Below are 20500 nucleotides of genomic sequence, written 5' to 3'. Positions count from 1 at the left end.
GCCGCGCGCACGGGCGGACTCAGCGAGTGGCGTCCCGGCCGGTCCTGGCCGCCCACAGGACGAGCGGGACCTGGAGCGGGAGCCGTCCCCAGGCCAGGACCTTGAGCGGGGCGGGCTTGTGGCGCCAGTCGTACGCCATCTTCACGTTGGCCGGGAAGACGCCCGCGAAGAAGCACGCGGCGGCGACCGCGCCCGCCCGCCGGGTGCGGGGCACCGCGATCCCCGCCGCCAGCAGGAGCTCGGCGACGCCGCTCGCGTGCGTCCAGGCGCGGGGGCTTCCCGGCAGCGCCCGGGGAACGATCGCGTCGAACTGCCTGGGCGCCACGATGTGGGCGGCGCCGGCCGCCGCGAGAAGCCCCACGAGCAGACGCGCGGAACGGTCGGTGGCGGTCAACTGGGCCTCCAGGGCAGAAGCGGAAGATGCAGAAGATACGGAAGGTACGGCTGCCATGGCAGTCGTGAGCCACGGCAGTCGCGGCAGTCGCGGCAGTCGCGGCAGTCGCGGCAGTCGCGGCAGTCGCGGCAGTCGCGGCAGCATGATTATTACCAGCCGGTACGCCACGTTGCCAGACACCGTGTCAGGAGCAGCCGGCCGCCCTGAGCTCCGCGAGAAACGCCTCGGGCGCGTCCTGGTGGATCAGATGGCCCACGCCGACGGTCACCAGGCGGCAGCCGGGGATCAGCTCCGCCGTCCGCGCCAGCCGGTCCTGCGGCAGGTGGCTGGCGGGGCCGCCCGCGATCAGCAGCGCGGGTGAGGTGATGGAGGCCAGGCCCTCGCGCCAGGCGGGGTCCGGGTCGTTGTGCTGCGCGTCGGTGGCGGGGAGGACGTCCCAGTCGAAGTCCCGCTCCTCGTCCGTGCGGACCGGGACCGGGCGCGGCGGGTCCGCGGGGAAGGGCGGAACGGGCTCCTCCAGGACGAGCCGGCCGATCCGCTCCGGGCACGCCTGGGCGACCAGCGCGGCGACCAGGCCGCCCATGGAGTGACCGACGAGGTCCGTGCGGTCCAGGCCGAGCGCGTCGAGGAACGCCCGTACGTCGTCACGCATCAGGGGGTACGAGTAGGTGCCCGGCCAGTCGCTCAGCCCGTGGCCGCGCAGGTCGGGGGCGTACACCCGCCGGGTGGCGGCGAGCCGCTCCGCGACGTGCGTCCAGTGGGCGCTGTTCCCGGACCGGCCGTGCAGCAGCACGACGGGCGGCGCGGCGGGATCGCCCCAGGTGCGGTACGCGATCCGGACACCGTTCGCCCGTACGCTCCGCAGTTCCGGATCGAAGAAGGCGCCCACGGTACGGGCGAACCGGCCGGGGTCGTCCAGCCACGGGAAGTGGCCGCCGCCGGGCTGGACGGTCAGTTCGGCGGCGGGGAAGAGCGCGGCGATCTCGGCGGCGCGCTCCGGGGTGGGTACACCGTCGCGTTCCCCGGCGAGCACGAGTACCGGCGCCCGGAGCGCCGCCAGCGCGGTGCGCGTCGCCGGCGGATCGAAGACGCTCTGGGTGACGAACACCTTCGCCGCCGCCTCGTTCAGCTGGAGCGGGCTCGCCGCGGCGTGCGCCCGGGCGGCCGCGTCCCAGCGCCCGTAGAGGAACGGACGGGCCGAACCGGGTGCGTCGGCGCCGCGCAGCTGGGCTTCGAGGGCGGCGTACGCCTCCTCGAACCACGGCTCGTCCTGCCGCAGCCGCGCCGCCGCCAGCCGGTCCTCGGCCGTCACCGGCACCCCCGCCGCCCACGCGGTCGGTGTGACGAGCGCCAGGCGGCGGACGCGGCCGGGGTGGGCGGCGGCGTACAGCATGGCGAGACTGCCCGCCGCCGAGTGCGCCAGCAGATCCATCCGCTCCAGGCCCAGGTGTTCGCGCAGCGCCTCGACGTCGGCGACGAGCCGCTCGCAGCGGTACGTCGCCGGGTCGGCCGGGACCTCGGAGTCACCGGTGCCGCGCAGGTCGAGGAGGACGAGCCGCCGGTGGGCGGCGAGCCCGCCCAGGTCGCCGAGGTAGGCGGAGGCGCGCATGGCGCCGCCGGGCAGGCAGACCAGCGGCTCCCCCTCCCCCACGAGGCGGTAGGCGAGTGTGGTCCCGTCGTACGCGCTGAATGTCCCCATGCGCAAGATCATGTCAACTGCCGGAGGCCCTGGGCAACGCACTCCCTTGACGTCCGACCGGGCTCCTGGATTACTGGCCCACGGAAGATCAACCGAATGATCGGTTGTCCGGCCGGTGCGGGAGAGTCACCTATGACGGTTTTGCTGGACGCGGCGGAGCAGCTCGGCCGCGAGGAGCTCGGCGCGCTGCAACTCGGGCGGCTGCGGACGACTCTGCGCCACGCGTACGAGAACGTCCCGTTCTACCGGCAGTCGTTCGACAAGGCCGGACTCCGTCCCGAGGACTGCCGTTCGCTCGCCGATCTCGCCCGCTTCCCCTTCACGGTCAAGACCGACCTGCGCGACCACTACCCCTTCGGCATGTTCGCCGTTCCCGAGTCCGACATCCGCCGCATCCACGCGTCCAGCGGCACGACGGGCCGTCCGACGGTCGTCGGCTACACCGAGCGCGACCTGGACATGTGGGCCGACGTGGTCGCCCGCTCGATCCGCGCGGCCGGCGGCCGCCCCGGCCACAAGGTGCATGTGGCGTACGGGTACGGCCTGTTCACCGGCGGGCTCGGCGCGCACTACGGGGCCGAGCGGCTCGGCTGCACCGTCATCCCCGCGTCGGGCGGCATGACCGCGCGCCAGGTGCAGCTGATCCAGGACTTCCGCCCCGAGATCGTCATGGTGACGCCGTCGTACATGCTGACGCTGCTCGACGAGTTCGAGCGCCAGGGCGTCGATCCCCGTACGACCTCCCTCAAGGCCGGCATCTTCGGCGCCGAACCGTGGACCGAGGAGATGCGGCGCGAGATCGAGGAGCGGTTCGCGATCGACGCCGTCGACATATACGGGCTGTCGGAGGTCATCGGCCCCGGAGTGGCGCAGGAGTGCGTGGAGACCAAGGACGGTCTGCACATCTGGGAGGACCACTTCTATCCGGAGGTCGTCGACCCGATCACGGGTGAGGTGCTGCCCGACGGCGAGCGGGGCGAGCTGGTCATCACCTCGCTCACCAAGGAGGCCATGCCGGTCGTCCGCTACCGCACGCGCGACCTCACACGGCTGCTCCCGGGAACGGCACGCCCCGGCTTCCGGCGGATGGAGAAGGTCACCGGCCGCAGCGACGACATGGTCGTCCTGCGCGGCGTGAACCTCTTCCCCACCCAGATCGAGGAGATCGTGCTGCGTACGCCCGGTGTCGCCCCGCACTTCCAGCTGCGGCTGACCCGCGAGGGCCGGATGGACCACCTGACCGTACGGGCGGAGGCTCGGGCCGAGTCCACCGGGGAGCAGCGGGCGGCCGCGTCGGCGTCGATCGCGGCCGCCGTGAAGGACGGCGTGGGGGTGTCGGTGGGGGTCGAGATCGTCGGCCCCGGGACACTGGAGCGGTCGGTGGGCAAGCTCAGGCGGATCGAGGATCTGCGGGCGGGGTGAACGCGCCGAAGCGGTCCCGCAGTTCGCGCTTGAGGATCTTCCCGCTGGCGTTGCGCGGCAGCTCGTCCACGAACAGCACCCGTTTCGGGGCCTTGAAGTGGGCGAGCTTCTCTCGGGCGTGCGCGAGGAGTTCCTCTTCCGTCACCTCGCCGCGCGGTACGACGACGGCGGTGACGGCCTCGATCCAGCGGTCGTCGGGCAGTCCGACGACCGCCGCCTCCGCGACGCCCGGGTGGGTGTAGAGCGCGTCCTCGACCTGCCGTGAGGCGACGAGCACGCCACCGGAGTTGATGACGTCCTTCACCCGGTCGACGATCGTGAAGTACCCCTCGCGGTCGCGCACCGCGAGGTCTCCGGAGCGGAACCAGCCGTCGCGGAACGCCTCCCTGGTCTCGGCCGCCCTGTGCCAGTAGCCCTCGCACAACTGCGGTGAGCGGTAGACGACTTCGCCCGCCGTTCCGTCGGGGACCTCGTCGCCGTTCCCGTCGACGACCTTCGCCTCGACGAAGAGCACGGGCCTGCCGCACGAGTCCATCCGTCCCTCGTGCTCGTCCGGCCCGAGGACGGTGGCCAGCGGGCCGATCTCGCTCTGGCCGAAGCAGTTGTAGAAGGCCAGCCCGGGCAGCCGTTCGCGCAGCCGCTCCAGTACCGGTACGGGCATGACGGACGCGCCGTAGTACGCCTTGCGCAGTCCGCCCAGGTCGCGGGTGGCGAAGTCCGGGTGGTTCGACAGGCCGATCCAGACCGTGGGCGGCGCGAAGAGGCTGTCCGCCCGCCCCGCCTCCACCAGGTCGAAGACCGTCTTCGCGTCGGGCCCGTCGATGATGACGTTCTCCGCGCCGACCGCGAGGTACGGCAGCAGGAACACGTGCATCTGCGCGGAGTGGTAGAGCGGCAGCGAGTGGACCGGCCGGTCGCTCTCCTCGAGGTCCAGCGCGGTGATGGCGCTGACGTACTGGTGGACGAGTGCGCGGTGCGTCATCATCGCCCCCTTCGGGAGCGCCGTGGTGCCGGAGGTGTACAGGAACTGCACGACGTCCCGGGCGTCCCGGTCCGGTTCGAACGGCCGCGGGGTGCCCAGCGCGGCGAGCAGCGATCCCTCGGCGTCCCGCAGCGGGCGCACGGCGACGCCCGCGGGAAGGCGGTGCGCGAGGCCGGGGTCGGCGAGGACCAGCGCGCTGCCCGAGTCCTCCAGGATGTACGCCAGGTCGTCACCCGTCAGGTTCTGGTTGACCGGCACATGGACGAGCCCGGCGCGTGCGCAGGCGAGGAAGGCGATCAGGTACACGTCCGAGTTGCGGCCGTAGGCCGCCACCCGGTCGCCGTCCTCCAGGCCGCAGGCGACCAGTTCGGCGGCGGCGGTGGACACCGCGGCGTCCAGCTCGGCGTAGGTCCAGGTCCGGTCGGCGTACCGCAGGGCGGTGCGCTCCGGGGTCCGCCGCGCGCTGCGGCGCACGATCCCGTCGACTGTGCTGCCGCGTACGTCTGTCGTCATGGCGTGATCCTGGGTCGCGGTGCCACCGGGGTCAAGTGGCCGAGGGACTGGATACCGACCGGGATGTTGACATGAGCGCATCAGGATGCCTGCATGGACCAATCACTCTGCCAGCCCCTTGCGCCGCAGTCACTCTGGGAGGCACGTTGCACTTCCGTACTCGCCTGAAACGGCTCACGCTCACCGGAATAGCCCTGGTCACCGCGGCGGCCGTGCTGCCGCCGGCCGCCGCCGGGGCCGCCTCCGGGACCACCGACGCCGGTTCCCGCGACCGCCATCCGTCGTCCGGCAGGCTGTCCGCCCTCATCCGCTACACAGAGCACGGCATTCCGCACATCGTGGCCAAGGACTACGCGAACCTCGGCTTCGGCACCGGCTGGGCCCAGGCCGCCGACCAGGTGTGCACGCTCGCCGACGGGTTCGTGACCGTGCGCGGCGAGCGTTCGCGCCACTTCGGCCCGGACGCGGCGCCCGACTTCTCACTGTCGTCCGCCACCGGGAACCTGTCCAGCGACCTGTACTTCGCCGGCGTACGGGACGCGGGCACGGTCGAGAAGCTGCTGGCCACGCCCGCCCCCGCCGGCCCCAGCCGGCAGGTCGAGGAGTCGATGCGCGGCTGGGCCGCCGGGTACAACGCGTGGCTGAAGCAGAACCGCATCACCGACCCGGCCTGCAAGGACGCCGACTGGGTGCGCCCGGTGACGCCGCTGGACGTCGCCAGGCGCGGGTTCGCGGTCTCCGTCCTGGGCGGCCAGGGACGCGGCGTCGACGGCATCACGGCCGCCGCGCCGCCGGACGCCGCCCCCACGGGAGCCGCGCCCGTGAGCACGGTCGATCCGGCGCGGGCGGCCGGTGCGGCGCGCGAGATGTTCGCTCCGCAGAACGCCGACATGGGGTCCAACGCCGTCGCGTTCAGCGGGAGGACCACCGCGAACGGGCGCGGGCTGCTGCTGGGCAATCCGCACTACCCCTGGCAGGGCGGCCGGCGCTTCTGGCAGTCGCAGCAGACCATCCCGGGCGAACTGAACGTCTCCGGCGGTTCGTTGCTGGGCACGACCGCCGTCAGCATCGGCTTCAACGACAAGGTGGCCTGGAGCCACACGGTCGCGACGGGTGTCCCCCTCAGCCTCCACCAGCTGACGCTGGATCCGGCCGACCCGACGGCGTACCTCGTGGACGGCGAGAAGGAGCGGATGACGAAGCGGACGGTGTCCGTGCCGGTCAAGGGCGGGGCGCCGGTGACACGGACCCAGTGGTGGACCCGGTACGGGCCGGTCGTCACCGCGCTCGGTGCCTCGCTGCCGCTGCCCTGGTCGGCGACGACGGCGTACGCCCTCAACGATCCGAACGCCGCCAACCTGCGGGGCTCCGACACCGCGCTGGGCTTCGCGAAGGCCCGCTCCACGCGCGACATCCAGGAGACCCTGCGCCGCGTCCAGGGACTGCCCTGGGTGAACACCGTCGCGGCGGACTCCGCCGGGCACTCCTTCTTCAGCCAGTCACAGGTCCTGCCACGGATCACCGACGACCTCGCGCACCGCTGTTCGACACCGCTCGGGAAGGCGACGTACCCGGCGTCCGGGGTCGCCGTACTGGACGGCTCGCGCACCGACTGCGCGCTCGGCTCGGACAAGGACGCGGTGCAGCCGGGGATCTTCGGCCCGTCGAAGATGCCGGTGCTCAAGGAGGCGCCGTACGTCGAGAACTCCAACGACAGCGCCTGGCTGACCAACGCGGACCGGCCGCTGACCGGTTACGAGCGGGTCTTCGGCACGGTCGCGACGCCCCGCTCCCTGCGCACGCGCGGCGCGGTCGAGGACGTGTCGGCCATGGCGGAGAAGGGCCGCCTGACCGTCGGTGACCTGCAGCGGCAGCAGTTCGCGAACCGGGCGCCCGCGGGAGACCTGGCGGCGGCCGACGCGGCGAAGGCGTGCACGGCGCTCGCGGCGGACCGCCCGGACCTCAAGGACGCGTGCGACGTGCTGCGGCGGTGGGACAGGACGGTGAACAGCGACAGCAGGGGCGCGCTGCTCTTCGACCGGTTCTGGCGCAGGCTGGTGGCGTCCGTGCCGGCGGCCCAGCTGTGGAAGGTGCCGTTCTCCCCCGCCGATCCGGTGCGTACGCCGAACACCCTCAACACGGCCGCGCCCGGCTTCGCCGCTGCCCTCGCCCACGCGGTGGAGGAGCTGAAGGCGGCGGGCATCGCGCTCGACGCGCCGCTGGGCGAGCACCAGTTCGTCGTACGCGGCGGCAAGCGCGTCCCGGTCCACGGCGGGACGGAGTCGCTCGGCATCTGGAACAAGATCGAGCCCGTGTGGAACGCGGCGGGCGGCGGTTACACGGACGTGACGGCCGGCTCCAGCCACATCCAGGCGGTGGGCTGGGACGGCGGCCGCTGCCCGGTGGCGCGCACCCTGCTGACCTACGCGCAGTCGTCGAACCCGGCGTCGCCGTACTCCGGCGACCAGACCGGGCTGTACTCGGGCGAGCGCTGGGTGACGTCGCGGTTCTGCGAGAAGGACATCCTCAGGTCGCCGGAACTGCGGGTGGAGCGCGTGCGCGAGCGCTGACGCCGGACGGCGTGGCGACGGGCCCCCACCGGTGCGGTGGGGGCCCGTTCCGCGCGTGGGGCGTCCGCCGGCTCGCCGGCCCGGCACGGACCGCGTGATTCCGGCGATCGCGCCGGATCGGCCCAAAGCGAACAGGGACCCGGCCAGGGCGCCGACGGCGAGGCGCTGCGCCTCCCCGGCCGCCGGTACGGCCGCGAGACCCTTCGCTCCACGCGGGATTCCGCGTTCGAGCCGCCCTCGTGGGACTCGTCGGGCGGGTGCACGTCGTCGACGGAGATGTTCACCTCGACGACGTGACGCATGCGCCGTGACCGTGTCCGAGCGGCAGACGCGCGGATGCCGGGCAGGTGCGGGACGGTTGACAGCACCCTTCCCCTGCAAGAAAGTTTCACTTGTTGAGCACGTGGCGGAAGTTACTTTCACAAGGGGTGGCTCGTGACCGGCGGTGCAGCGGACAGAGGAATCAGCCGGCGCAGGCTGGGCGGCGGCATCATGGCGCTGGGCGGCGCCCTGGTGCTCGCGCCCCTGACCGCGGGGCGGGCGGCGGCGACGGCGAAGGAAGCCGACGGAGGCGGCGGACGGCCGACGCTGCGGCGCGGTTCGCCCGAGCGTGCCGGGCTGCTCCCCGGCCCCCTGAAGCAGCTCGTCACCGACGCGGAGCGCTACCTCGGCCCCTCCCCCAAGCACCCCTGGTACGCGGGCGCGGTCCTGCTCGCCGGACGGGGCGGCACGGTGGCGCTGCATCAGGCGATCGGCTCGGCGGTGCGCTACTCGGCGTACGACGAGAAGACCGACACGGCGGTGGAGTTCCCGGCGGACCAGCAGATCGCGATGGCCGAGGACACGGTCTTCGACCTGGCGTCGGTCTCGAAACTCTTCACCTCCATGCTCGCCGTGCAGCAGATCGAGCGGGGCGCGCTGGAGCTGGAGGAGAGGGTCGCCGCGTACCTCCCGGAGTTCGGGGGCGCGGGGAAGCAGGACGTGACGGTACGTCAGCTGCTCACGCACACGTCCGGGTTCCGCGCGTGGATTCCGCTCTACAAGGAGCCGACGCGGGAGGGAAAACTGCGGCTTCTGTGGAACGAGACACCGGCCGGCGTGCCCGGGACCAAGTACCTCTACTCGGACCTGAACCTGATCTCGCTGCAACTGGTCCTCGAAGAGATCACCGGTCGCACCCTGGACGCCCTGCTGCGCGACGAGATCACCGCTCCGCTCGGGATGCACCGCACTCGTTTCAATCCGCCCGCCTCCTGGAAGCCGAAGATCGCCGCCACCGAGGACGCCCGGCTGCCCTGGTCCGGTCTCGACCGGGGGCTGGTGTGGGGCGAGGTGCACGACGAGAACGCGTACGGCTTCGGCGGCGTCGCGGGACACGCCGGGGTGTTCTCCACCGCCTGGGACCTGGCGGTCCTCGCGCGTACGCTCCTCAACGGCGGCGCGTACGGGCGGGCCCGGATCCTGGAGCCCGAGTCGGTGGAGCTGATGTTCACCGACTTCAACACCGCCTTCCCCGGCGACGAGCACGGTCTCGGCTTCGAGCTCCACCAGCACTGGTACATGGGCGCGATGGCCACTCCGAAGACCGCCGGCCACACCGGGTTCACCGGCACCAGCCTGGTCCTCGACCCGTCGACCGACTCCTTCCTCGTCGTACTCGGCAACTCCGTCCACCCCGTGCGCAGCCGGCGGTCCGGCAGCGCCCCGCGCGTGGCCGCCGCCAACAACCTGGCCCGCGCCGTCGCCGTACGCCCGGCCCACGGCCGCACCGCCTGGTTCTCCGGCATGGCCTCCGCCACCACGGCCACGCTCACCCTGCCCGCCCTCACGCTCGCCCCGGACCGCCCCCGTCTGCGCTGTTCGCTGTGGTGGGACACCGAGCCCGGGTCCGACCGCCTCTTCCTCGAACTCTCGGCGGACGGGGGCGCCACCTGGCAGGCGGTGCCGTTCACGACCGTGCGCAAGGGCCAGGAGCCGCAGCCGCACCCGGCGGGCGCGGTCACCGGCTGGTCGGGGCGCGTCTGGCACCGGCTGGGCGCGGACCTCGCGGCCTGGCGCGGCCAGGAGGTGCGGTTGCGCTGGCGGTACCGGACCGACACGCTGTACGTCGGGCGGGGCGCGTACGTCGACGGGATGCGGGTCGACGACGGCCGCCGCACCCTCTTCGACGAGGCCAGGCCCGCGGACGCCGCCCGTATCGAGGCATCGGGCTGGACGGCGTCCGAGGACTGACCCGGGCTGGCCCGGACTGACCCGGGCTGACCCGGCTCCGGCGACAGCGGCACCGGCGGGCCTTTCCTTCTCCCGCGAACTCCCGCGAACTCCCGCGAACCGGGCCTGACGCGGCCCGGTTCGCGGATCAGCGCCCGAGCGCGGCCATCGCCGCGTTGTGGCCGGGGATGCCGCTGACTCCGCCGCCGCGTACGGCTCCGGCGCCGCACAGCAGGACGTTCGCGTGCGCCGTCTCGACGCCCCACCGGCCCGTCCCGGCGGACTCGTCGGCGTACGGGAAGGAGAGCGCGCGGTGGAAGATGTGGCCGCCGGGCAGCCGCAGCTCCCTTTCGAGGTCGAGCGGTGTCTTCGCCTCGATGCAGGGGCGGCCGTCCGCGTCGGGCGCGAGGCAGTCGGAGAGGGGCTCTTCGAGGTGGGTGTCGAGCTGGGCGAGGGTGGCCGCGAGGAGTTCGGCGCGGGCCGCTCCATTGTCGTGGGCGAAGAGGCGTGCCGGGGTGTGCAGGCCGAAGAGCGTCAGGGTCTGGTAGCCCCGGGCGGCGAGTTCCGGGCCGAGGACCGAGGGGTCGGTCAGGGAGTGGCAGTAGATCTCGGACGGCGGAACGCTCGGCAGCCGTCCCGCTGAGGCTTCCCCGTACGCGGCCGCCAATTGGCCGTACCCTTCCGCGACGTGGAACGTTCCCGCGAACGCCTCGCGCGCGTCCACGCAGCGGTCGCGCAGCCGCGGAAGTCTGCGCAGCAGCATGTTGACTTTGAACTGGGCTCCCTCGGCGGGTGCGGGAGGTTCTCCCCCGGTGAGGGCCGCGAGCGCTTCGGGCGAGGCGTTCACGAGAACGTGGCGGGCGGCGACGGTCGCCTCGCCCGTGTCGCTCCGGAAGGTCACTTCGGCGCGGCTTCCGTCGGTGTCGACACGGGTCGCCTCGTGGCCGGTGACGATCTCGGCGCCCGCCGCCCCGGCCGCGTTCGCGAGCGCGTCGGTGAGCGCCCCCATGCCGCCGACCGGCACGTTCCAGTCGCCCGTTCCGCCGCCGATCACGTGGTAGAGGAAACAGCGGTTCTGGAGCAGCGTGGGATCGTGGGCGTCGGCGAAGGTGCCGATCAGCGCGTCGGTGAGGACCGTGCCCCGTACGAGGTCGTCGGTGAAGTACTCCTCGATCGCGACACCGAGCGGTTCCTCGAAGAGCATCCGCCAGGCCGCCTCGTCGCCGATACGGGCGCGCAGGGCCTCCCGGGTGGGCAGTGGCCCGGTGAGGGTGGGGAAGACGCGCTCGGCGACGCGGCGCATGACGGCGTAGAAGGACTGCCAGGACGTGAACTCCCTGTCGCCGCCCGTGAGCCGGGCGAACGACTCCCGGGTCCTGCCGGCGTCGCCGCCGACCAGCAGGCCCGCACGTCCGCGTCCGCCCGGGGTGTACGAGGAGACGGTGCGCCTGCGTACGGCGAAGTCGAGACCGAGGTCGCGGACGATCCGCCGGGGCAGCAGTGAGACCAGGTACGAGTAGCGGGAGAGCCGGGCGTCGACTCCGGTGAAGGGGCGGGTGGAAACCGCCGCGCCGCCGGTGCGGTCCAGACGTTCCAGCACGAGGACGGAGCGCCCCGCGCGGGCCAGGTAGGCGGCGGCGACCAGACCGTTGTGGCCGCCGCCCACGATCACGGCGTCATAGCTGTCCTGTACGGGCATGGCGTGCGCGCTCCTGTCTCCGTGTACGTGCGGGACGTGTACGGCCCCGGGCCTGGTGACTCAGTGGCTCCGCGCCCCGCTCCGCCGGCGCAGATCGGCCACCCGCCGGTACAGCTCGGCGGCCTCCGCGCCGCGCCCGAGCTGCTCCAGGCAGTGCGCCTCGTCGTTGCGGCCGGCCAGGGCGTCGGGATGGTCGGCGCCGAGGACACGTTCGCGGGCCCCGGCGACCTGCCGGTAGACGGCGAGCGCGTCGGCCCAGCGGCCCAGCCAGCCGAGGCCGACGGCGACCTCGCGGCGGCTGACGAGCGTATCGGGGTGGTCGGGGCCCAGGACACGTTCGCGGATCGCGCAGACGTCGCGGGCCTCGGCCAGGGCCTCCTCCCAGCGGGCGAGGCGGCCGAGGTTGACGCCGAGGCCGTGCCGGGCGCGCAGCGTCTCGGGATCGGCGGGGCCCTGCACCCGGGTGCGGTCGCCGACCAGGTCCCGGTAGAGCTCCAGGGCCTCCGCACTGCGGCCGAGCCGCCCGAGGCTGATGCCGATCTCGTAGCGGGCGGCGAGGGTGTCGGGGTGGTCGGCGCCGAGCACCTGCGCGCGGGCCCGGGCGACCTCCCGGTACGTCTGGAGGGCCTCCGTCCAGCGCCCCAGCCGGCCGAGTGCGTACGCGACCTCGTACCGCGTGACGAGCGTGTCCGGGTGCGTCGCGCCGAGCACCCTGGCGCGGGCCGTGGCGACTTCGAGCGCCATGCGGTACGAGTCCTCCAGGCGCCCCAGTCTGCTCAGGTTGAACGCCAGGTTGTGCCGGCAGCGCAGCGTGTCGGGGTGCTCGGGCCCCATGGTGCGCTCCCGGGAGGCGAGCACGTCCGTGTACACCTGGTGCGCCTCGACGTGGCGGCCGAGCTGGCCCAGTACGTACGCCGTCTCCTGCCGTGCGGCGAGCGTCTCGGGGTGGTCGGGGCCCATGGTGCGCTCGCGCCCCTCGGCCACGCGGCCGAACGCGCGCAGGGCTTCGGCGGCGTGCCCGGTCCTGCTGAGGGTGAAGCCGACCTCGTAGTGGCTGGCGAGGGTGTCGGGGTGGTCCGGGCCCAGGACGAGTTCGCGCTCGGCGGCGACCGCGCGGTGCACCTCGCCCGCTTCGGTCCAGCGGCCGAGACGGCCGAGGCTGAGGCCCGCGTCGTGCCTGCTGGTGAGTACGGCCGGCGCCTCGGGCGAGGGGGTGTGCCGCTCCGGCCGGGCCGTGGCCGGAGCGGCGGGCACGGCCCGCAGGCCGACGCCGGTGGTCCACTCCCCCGTCAGGCCCGCGGTGTGGTCGGGCGGGGCGGACGCGGGGGCCCGTGTGCCGCTCGCCTTGTGGCCGGTCGTCATGCCGCGGGTCCAGGAGGGCAGGCGGGGGGCGCGCGACGGCGGCTGTCCGGGGCGCCCGGCCGGCGGGCGCAGGGCGGACGGAAGCACCGGCACCGGCACCGCGACGGAGCCCGCCGCGCGTGCCGCGGTCAGGCGGTGCGCCAGGTCCTTGGCGTCGGCGGGCCGTTCCTCGGGCGTCTTGGCGAGCAGGTCGAGGACGATGCGGTCGAAGAACTCGGGAAGTCCGGGGCGGTGGGTGCGCGGCGGCTCCGGCTGCGTGTCGCGGTGGCCGACGAGGACCGCCCAGGCGTCGTCGAGGTCGAACGGCGGAACGCCGGTGGCGATCTCGTACAGCACGCAGCCCAGCGAGTAGAGGTCGCTGCGGTGGTCGACGTGGTCGCCGCCGATCTGCTCGGGCGACATGTAGTGCGGGGTGCCCATCGCTATCCCGGTGCCGGTGAGCCGGGAGCTGAAGCCGATGTCGTGGCCCAGGCGCGCTATGCCGAAGTCGCATATCTTCACCGTGCCGTCGGTGAGCCGCATGATGTTGGCGGGCTTCAGGTCCCGGTGGACGATGCCCTGGTCGTGCGTGTAGGCGAGGGCCCAGGCGACCTGTTCGGCGATGTCGACGACCTCGGCGATGTCGAGCGGATGCGCTTGGTTGTCCTCCAGGAGCTGGCTGAGGTTGCGCCCTTCGAGCAGTTCCATCACGAGGTAGAGGACGCCGTCGTGCTCGCCGAAGTCGTGGACGACGGTGACACCGCGGTGCTGGAGGGCGGCGGCCACGCGCGCCTCCCTGCGGAAGCGTTCGCGCAGCACCCTCGTGAAGGACTCGTCGTGCTGGGGCCCCACCGGCTTGAGGCACTTGACGGCGACCCGGCGGCCCAGCGACTCGTCGCGGGCCCGCCACACCTCGCCCATGCCTCCGCGCCCGATCAGGTCGAGCAGCCGGTACCGGCCTTGGATCAGCCTGGTGTCCGCCATCTCGTGCTGTCGCCCCCGTCACTTCGCTGCGCCCTCCCCGGCCCGTCCAGTATGGCCGCCTGTCTGCGGAGTTTGTACGGGGCGGGGCGCGCGTCGGGCCCGAGGCGCGCCATCGCTCTCAGAATGTGCTGGGGCGGCAGTTGCCACCGCACACGGGAGGGGACGCAGCGCAGGGCGGTTCCGGCCATGGCGGGCCTACGGGTCACGGTCCGCGGTGCGGCGACGGGGCGGCCGTACAGCTCGTGGGCGCAGGGAGGCAGTGAGGCGTACGCGAGTGCGGCCACGCGCCGCCACAGCAGTGCGCGCGCCGGTACGAGCAGCGGATGCACCGGGGGCTGCGGAGGAAATCGTCGACTTCGCGCGCTTCGGGCCCGGCGGCGGGTTCCGGCCTCACCCGCTCGCAGCAGGCGGCGAGTCCGGCCGTGGACGCCGGGACCCGGGCCGGGTCGAGGCCGACCGGGCGGGCGCTTTCGCGCTGTTCTTCGAGGTGCTGGCCGGCCTGGGCGTCGCTGATCCCCAGGTCCGAGCGGCGCGCGACGTCCAGGTACGAGCCGACCTCGGCGCAGTGCATCCACAGCAGCAGCTCCGGTTCGTCGACGCCGCAGCGCTCGCCGGTGGCCGGGCCGGTGGCGCCGAGCATGCTGTGGATCCTGCGGACGCGGGCGCCGGCCCGCTCGGCGGCGTCCGTGGTGCCGTAGGTGAGGGTGCCGAGGGAGGAGGCGGTGCGCATCAGCCGGCCCCGGGCGTCCTTGCGGAAGTCGCTGTTCTGCATGACGCCGCGGACGGCGCGCGGTGCGGTGCCTGGAGGTGGAGCGGGCGGAGGCCCGCGATCCACATCACCGGGTCGCTGTGCATCTGCCAGGTGACGGATCCGGGCCCGAAGAGGCCCGGGCCGGCGTCGCGCATGTCCCCGCCTCCTGCCGGTAGGGCCAGGTCGACCGCGGCGGCCGGCCGGCACGGAGCCCGCGGACGTGTCCGGGGACATGCGGGACGCCCGCCTCGGACGGTCAGACTGTCCCGTCGGCCCCCTGGTCCGCCAGCAGTCCGCACATCGTCTCGGCCGCCTCGACCGACGCCTCGGCGCAGCAGTTGTTGAAGAGCACGTGGACCTGTTCCGTACGTTCCGCGAGCGCGTGGATGCGCGGAAGCCAGCCCCTGAGTTCGTCGCGGGTGTAGTGGTGCCGGTAGCGGTCCTCCTTGCTGCCGGTGCCCCACTGCGGGCTGCGCCCGTGGAACCGTACGACCGAGAGTGCGGGCGCCGTCGCCTCCGCGACGGGCGGCACCGAGTCGGGCAGCCCCTGGGGCGTGTCGACGGCCACCAGGGGGATGCCCCGGCTCCGCAGGAAGCCGGCCGTCTCGCCGACGCGGTCCGGGGCGAGCCACCCGGGGTGCCTGAACTCCACGGCGATCGGGGTCCCGGCCCGCTCCGCGCACTCCTCGATGTACGCCTGTGCGCGGGCGCCGGGGGCGAACCAGGGGGAGAACTGGAACAGCACGGTGCCCAGCCGGCCGGCGTCGCGCAGGGGGGCGACGCCGGCCGTGAACCGCTGCCACAGCCGCGTCATCGTGTCCGGGGACAGCTGGGACTTGCGTACCCACGCCGTCGGGGCGAGGCCCGCCGGCCGCAGGTCGGCCGGGAGCGCGCCCACCCGGGCACCGTGCCCGGTGAGGAGGGCGAACGCCTTCACGTCGAAGAGGAAGCCCTCGGGGGTGCGCTCGGCCCACAGGGCGCTGACGCGCTCGGAAGGCACGGCGTAGAACGTGCTGTCGGCCTCCACCACGGGGAACCGGGAGGCGTAGTGCCGCAGCCGCCCCTCGGCTCCCCTGGCCCCCTGCGGGTACCAGCCGCTGGAGACCAGCGCGGAATCGGTCCACGAACAGGTGCCCACCAGAATGTCGCCCATGGTCATTCCGCGGACAGGGCCTCCAGGAGGTCACCGACCTGTGGTTCGGGCAGGGCCCTGGCGACGTCGGCCTGGGCGATCATGCCGACCAGCCGGTGGTCCTCGATCACCGGGAGCCTGCGCACCTTGTGCCGCGCCATCGTGCGGAGCACCTGGTCGACGTCGTCGTCCGCCTGGACGAACACCACTTCGCCCCGCGCCAGTTCGGAGGTCTTCGTCGTGCCCGGGTCCTTGCCCGCTCCGAGCGCCCGCACCACGATGTCGCGGTCGGTCAGCATGCCCTTGAGCTTTTCGTCGGTGCCGCGGACGGGCAGGGCGCCCACGCCGAGCCGCGCCATCGTCCGGGCGGCGTCCGCCAGGGTCTCCTGCTCGCCCACGCACTCCGTGTCCTTGGACATGATCTGGCGTGCGGTCGTCATTGTTCCTCCTGTCTCGGATGCGGAACCGGCCGTCCGTTCACCGGAGCCGGCCGGATACCCGGCCGCGGGCCGGGCATTCGCCCTGCGGCGGTGGCTGGTGTCGCACCAGGGGTAGCGGCGGCTGCGCCGGCAGGTGCACACGGCCACCGTGAACCGGTCGGAGCGGGCGGTCGTGCCGTCCGGCAGGGTGATCTCGACGGGGCCCTCGATCAGCACCGGGCCCTGCGGGTCGACGACGACCCTCCGGGCAGCCCGGTCGTCCCGCGTCCGGGGGGTTTTGCTCTCAGCTGCGCCAGGCACGGATGACCACCAGTTCCTCTTTCGTCTCGCCCGGGTCCACCAGACCCTGGGCCTCCAGCCATGCGGCGTGCCGTCGCATCACCGGTCCGTACGGCACCGTCTCGCGGGCGACGGGCTCGGCCCGCAGCCCCTGGGCGGTCAGGGCGTCCACGGTCGCGCCGACGCCGCACAGCGCCGAATGCACCAACAGCAGTACGCCGCCCGGCCTCAGCAGGGGGGGCGCCTGCACACACAGCCGGTCCAGCACCGCGCGGCCGTCCGCACCCGCCCACCAGGTGAGGTCGGCGCTCTTCGCCGGTACGCCGCCGGGGGAAGCGACGTACGGTGGATTGGAAAGGATCACGTCGAAACTCTGCTTCGCCACCGTGCTCAGCAGGTCACCGCGGCGGACGTGGACCGGATGTCCTCGCAGCCGGGCGTTGAACCGGGCCGCGAGAACGGCTCTGCGCGAGAGGTCGGTGGCGGTGACACTGGCCGCCCCGGATTCGGCGGCCACCAGGGCGAGGGCACCCGTGCCGGTGCCGACGTCGAGTACGTCGGCACCGGGCATCCGCGGTTCTTCACGGGCCGTCCGTGCGAGCAGTTCGGTGTCTTCCAGGGGGGCGTACACACCAGGTGGTCTGAGTAGGCGCATGAGACGCGGGTACCTCGAAAACCCCTGGTCGTAACGGCCCTGCCGAAAGGAACTGTAAATGAAGGATGTCCCTGTCCGCCCCGGTTCGTACTGGATGGAGTACGGCGACACCTCGGCGCGCCCCCGCCCGCCCGAAGGCCTCGACGTGGACGTGGCGGTGATCGGCGCGGGCATCGCCGGGATCTGTACGGCCTGGGAGCTAGCCCGGGCCGGAAGGTCGGTCGCACTGCTGGAGGCGACCCGGGTCGCCGCCGGAGTGACCGGCCACACCACGGCCAAGCTCTCCGCCCTGCACGGGACCGTCTACCAGCGGTTGCGCAGCACCCGCGGGGCACAGGGCGCCGCGCTGTACGCCCGCTCGCAGCAGGACGCCATCGGTCACGTGGTGGCCGTGTGCGACGAACTCGGGATCGACTGCGAACTGGAGCGCGTCCCGGCGTTCACGTACGCCGAGACGGCCAAGGGGGCCCGTACGGTCGAGGAGGAGGCGGAGGCCGCGCGCGAGGCCGGGCTGCCCGCGTCGTACGTGGAGGAGACCGGGCTGCCGTTCCCCGTCGCGGGCGCGGTGCGCGTGGAGGAACAGGCCCAGTTCCATCCGCGCAAGTACCTGTACGCCCTCCTCGCCGACCTGGAGAGGCTCGGCGGGCAGATCTTCGAGGAGTCCAGGGTCGTCGGGCTGGAGGAGGGCGAACCGTGCCGGCTGACGACGGAGGACGGGCGCACGGTCACGGCCCGCGATGTCGTGGTCGCCACGCACTACCCGGTCTTCGACCGGTCGCTTCTCTTCGCGCGGCTGAAGCCGCACCGTGAGCTGGTGGTGGCCGGCGTCGTCCCGGCCGAGCAGGACCCGGGGGGCATGTATCTGACGCCCGAGGGAACGACACGTTCGGTGCGGACCGCTCCGTACGGCGAAGGGCAGCGGCTGCTCATCGTCACGGGTGAGAAGTTCACCCCGGGAGCGGGCCGTGTCGGTGAACGGTACGAGCGGCTGGAGCAGTGGACCACGCGGCGCTTCCCGGACGTGCGGCTCACGCACCGCTGGGCCGCCCAGGACAACGAGCCGACGGACGGCGTCCCCTTCGTGGGCGCGCTGCATCCGCGCGCGCGTCACGCCTTCGTGGCGGCGGGCTTCAACGGCTGGGGCATGGCCGGCGGCGTGATGTCGGGCAGGCTGCTCGCCGCACGGATCACCGGGCAGAAGCTGCCCTGGGCGGATCTGTACGACCCGGTGCGCCTCCAGCCGCTGAAGGAGGCTCCGTCGCTGCTGCGGTTCCAGGCCGCGGCGGCCGGGCACTTCGTGGGCGACCGGCTGCCGTTCGTGGCGGGCGGCGGGCCCGCCTCGGCGATCGCGCCGGGTGAGGGCGCGGTGGTGCGCAGCGGCGCCCGGCAGCTGGCGGTCCACCGCGACGACGCTGGCGAACTGCACGCGCTGTCGGCCCGGTGTACGCACCTGGGCTGCATCGTGCGGTTCAACGACGCCGAACGTGCCTGGGAGTGCCCGTGCCACGGCTCCCGGTTCGGGATCGGCGGCGAGGTGCTCCAGGGACCCGCCGTACGCCCTCTGGAGAAGGTCGAGGACTTCGAGGCCGAGGGCCTCAAGGGTGAGAAGGACGGGATGGACCACGACACGAACGGCAGGGGTGACACCGCATGACCGCCACCGCTGAGCTGCCCCCCTCGCGCGGGCCCCTGTCGGGCGCCGTACGGGACATACTGCTCGGGTCTCCCCCGCCCGGCGGTCTGCCGCTGGAGGAGGCCGCTTCCGCCGATCCGTTCGGGGACGATCTCCAGCTGGCCCTCTACATGGCGTACGAGCCGCACTACCGGGGGTTTCGGGGTGTCTCCGACGCCCAGGAGTGGAACCTGGACCTGCTGCGGCTCCGCGGTGCCATGGAGGACGCCTTCCTGGACGCGCTGCGCGCGGCGGCGCCGGGCGACGACGACGTGACAGCGGAGCTGGACGCCCTGCTCGTCGAACCGGTCGAGGGCGACGGTGTCTCCCATCACCTGATGCACGACGGCACCTGGGAGCAGATGCGCGAGTACCTGGCCCACCGTTCGCTCTACCAGCTGAAGGAGGCCGACCCGCAGGCGTGGGTGATCCCCCGGCTGGAGGGGCAGGCCAAGGCGTCGCTGGTGGCGGTCGAGTTCGACGAGTTCGGCGGCGGCCGCGGTGAGCGTGTGCACGCCGGGCTGTTCGCCGGCCTGATGGAGGGCGCGGGACTTAACGCGAGCTATGGCCGGTACCTGGAGTTCGCGCCCGCCGTCACCCTCGCCCCCGTCAACGCGATGTCGCTCTTCGGCCTGCGCCGTGCGCTGCGCGGCGCGATGGTCGGGAACTTCGCCACCCTGGAGATCACCTCGCCCCCGGGCGCGCGCCGGATGGCGAAGGCTCTGGAACGGCTGGGCGCGGGCGAGGAGTGCACGCGTTTCTTCACCGAGCACATCGAGGCGGACGCCGTGCACGAGCAGGTGATGCGCCGCGATGTGATCGGGGACCTGCTGGCCAGGGAGCCGGAGCTGACCGGGGACGTGGCGTTCGGGATCCGGGCGAGCGTACTGCTGGAGTCGCGCTGGGAGGAGCACGTGCTGGACGCCTGGCGGGCGGGCCGCAGTTCGCTGCGGGCCGGCGCACCGGACATCGGCCGCCCGGCACCGCCCCGGTGAGGCCCTGCTGAGGCTCGGCTGAGGCCCGGTGCGTGGGCGGGGGCCGTAGCGCGGCGGCCCGGTGGGTGGTCCGGCGTCCTGCGAGGCATGGCGTGCCAGGTTCACGCACAGTCACCCATACGCCCCCAACCGCTCGCCTACCAGTCGGGGCGCGTCCAGCATGGCGGGTGGCGCATACGCACACCTCGGAGGAGTCCCATGACCGCTGTCCGTGACCTGATGACCCCTGGCGTCCGATGCATCCTGGCAAGTGACACGCTCAGCCGCGCGGCCAAGATGATGCGCGCCCACCGCGTCGGCGCGCTTCCCGTGAAGAGCAGCGACGGCAGCGACGAACTCGTCGGCATCGTCACCGATCGCGACATCGTCGTGAAGTGCATCGCCGCGGGCCACGATCCCGCGCAGGTCACAGCGGGCGATCTCGCGCAGGGCGCTCCCGTGTCGGTCGAGGCGACCGTCGACGTCTACGAAGCCGTACGGGTGATGAGCGAGGCGCGTATCCGCCGCCTGGTGGTCCGGGAGAAAGGCAGGCCGGTCGGTGTGATCGCCGAGTCGGACCTGGCGCGTGCCCTGCCCGCCGACCAGTTCGCCGCGTTCGTCATCCGTGTCTGCGCGGCGCGCTGAGACGACCGCGCGCATCCGGCGGGCAGACAGCCACCGTACTCACGCACTTCGCCCCGCACAGAACGGTCTGTGCGGGGCGAAGTGCAACTGCTCCACCTGCCGCCGCTGTTCCTGCTGACGCGCTCGATGCGGGCGAG

At 73.1% G+C, this 20500-nt stretch carries 14 protein-coding genes and 1 pseudogene; 6 read left to right on the top strand and 9 right to left on the bottom strand.

Annotated elements, in window-relative coordinates; all coding sequences use genetic code 11:
• Nucleotides 1-19: 19 nt before the first annotated feature.
• Entirely contained in the window at nt 20-394 is a 375-nt protein-coding gene (locus tag ACWD0Y_RS21075) for a DoxX family protein (RefSeq protein WP_450261862.1), read from the bottom strand.
• Between the two features lie 184 nt (nt 395-578).
• Nucleotides 579-2093 (bottom strand): alpha/beta fold hydrolase, encoded by a 1515-nt coding sequence (locus ACWD0Y_RS21070; RefSeq protein WP_450261861.1) that lies wholly within the window; start codon nt 2091-2093, stop codon nt 579-581.
• Nucleotides 2094-2225: 132 nt separating this feature from the next.
• On the opposite strand from ACWD0Y_RS21070, the gene paaK reads away from it, so the two are divergent.
• A complete protein-coding gene (gene paaK, locus ACWD0Y_RS21065; protein ID WP_450261860.1) occupies nt 2226-3515 on the top strand; it encodes a phenylacetate--CoA ligase PaaK in 1290 nt (429 codons plus the stop codon).
• On the opposite strand, the gene ACWD0Y_RS21060 is transcribed toward paaK, so the two are convergent.
• The gene (locus ACWD0Y_RS21060) at nt 3484-5010 is read right to left on the bottom strand and encodes an acyl-CoA synthetase (RefSeq protein ID WP_450261859.1); all 1527 of its coding nucleotides are present in this window, start codon (nt 5008-5010) and stop codon (nt 3484-3486) included. The two genes, paaK and ACWD0Y_RS21060, sit on opposite strands and share 32 nt — an antisense overlap.
• 146 nt (nt 5011-5156) lie before the next feature.
• On the opposite strand from ACWD0Y_RS21060, the gene ACWD0Y_RS21055 reads away from it, so the two are divergent.
• Nucleotides 5157-7580 carry a penicillin acylase family protein gene (locus tag ACWD0Y_RS21055; RefSeq protein WP_450261858.1) on the top strand — a complete coding sequence of 808 codons (2424 nt, stop codon included), beginning with the start codon at nt 5157-5159 and terminating at the stop codon, nt 7578-7580.
• A 492-nt stretch (nt 7581-8072) separates the two neighbouring features.
• A complete protein-coding gene (locus ACWD0Y_RS21050) occupies nt 8073-9812 on the top strand; it encodes a serine hydrolase (RefSeq protein ID WP_450261880.1) in 1740 nt (579 codons plus the stop codon).
• A gap of 127 nt (nt 9813-9939) precedes the next feature.
• On the opposite strand, the gene ACWD0Y_RS21045 is transcribed toward ACWD0Y_RS21050, so the two are convergent.
• From ACWD0Y_RS21045 to ACWD0Y_RS21020, 6 genes and pseudogenes are all read right to left on the bottom strand, one after another.
• Nucleotides 9940-11490 (bottom strand): phytoene desaturase family protein, encoded by a 1551-nt coding sequence (locus ACWD0Y_RS21045; protein WP_450261857.1) that lies wholly within the window; start codon nt 11488-11490, stop codon nt 9940-9942.
• A gap of 60 nt (nt 11491-11550) precedes the next feature.
• Nucleotides 11551-13815, bottom strand: a complete 2265-nt coding sequence (locus tag ACWD0Y_RS21040) for a tetratricopeptide repeat protein (protein WP_450261856.1) — start codon at nt 13813-13815, stop codon at nt 11551-11553.
• Nucleotides 13797-14721 (bottom strand): annotated as a pseudogene (locus ACWD0Y_RS21035) (oxygenase MpaB family protein). Before ACWD0Y_RS21035 ends, ACWD0Y_RS21040 begins: the two are co-directional and overlap by 19 nt.
• Before the next feature lie 101 nt (nt 14722-14822).
• Nucleotides 14823-15719 (bottom strand): DUF72 domain-containing protein, encoded by an 897-nt coding sequence (locus tag ACWD0Y_RS21030; protein WP_450261855.1) that lies wholly within the window; start codon nt 15717-15719, stop codon nt 14823-14825.
• Between the two features lie 2 nt (nt 15720-15721).
• Entirely contained in the window at nt 15722-16438 is a 717-nt protein-coding gene (locus tag ACWD0Y_RS21025; protein WP_450261854.1) for a CBS domain-containing protein, read from the bottom strand.
• The gene (locus ACWD0Y_RS21020; RefSeq protein ID WP_450261853.1) at nt 16422-17072 is read right to left on the bottom strand and encodes a HemK2/MTQ2 family protein methyltransferase; all 651 of its coding nucleotides are present in this window, start codon (nt 17070-17072) and stop codon (nt 16422-16424) included. Before ACWD0Y_RS21020 ends, ACWD0Y_RS21025 begins: the two co-directional genes overlap by 17 nt.
• 58 nt (nt 17073-17130) lie before the next feature.
• Here ACWD0Y_RS21020 and ACWD0Y_RS21015 point away from each other — a divergent pair, with 58 nt between their 5' ends.
• The 3 genes from ACWD0Y_RS21015 (at nt 17131) to ACWD0Y_RS21005 (ending at nt 20363) form a co-directional block, all read left to right on the top strand.
• Entirely contained in the window at nt 17131-18726 is a 1596-nt protein-coding gene (locus ACWD0Y_RS21015; RefSeq protein ID WP_450261852.1) for an FAD-dependent oxidoreductase, read from the top strand.
• Nucleotides 18723-19739 (top strand): iron-containing redox enzyme family protein, encoded by a 1017-nt coding sequence (locus ACWD0Y_RS21010; protein ID WP_450261851.1) that lies wholly within the window; start codon nt 18723-18725, stop codon nt 19737-19739. The genes ACWD0Y_RS21015 and ACWD0Y_RS21010 overlap by 4 nt, the downstream gene beginning before the upstream one ends.
• Nucleotides 19740-19937: 198 nt before the next feature.
• Nucleotides 19938-20363 carry a CBS domain-containing protein gene (locus ACWD0Y_RS21005; protein WP_450261850.1) on the top strand — a complete coding sequence of 142 codons (426 nt, stop codon included), beginning with the start codon at nt 19938-19940 and terminating at the stop codon, nt 20361-20363.
• The last annotated feature ends 137 nt before the right edge of the window (nt 20364-20500 follow it).

Source organism: Streptomyces altiplanensis, from assembly GCF_053591575.1.
The sequence above is the reverse complement of the archived record's forward strand: the minus strand, read 5'-3'. Positions and strand labels throughout refer to the sequence as shown.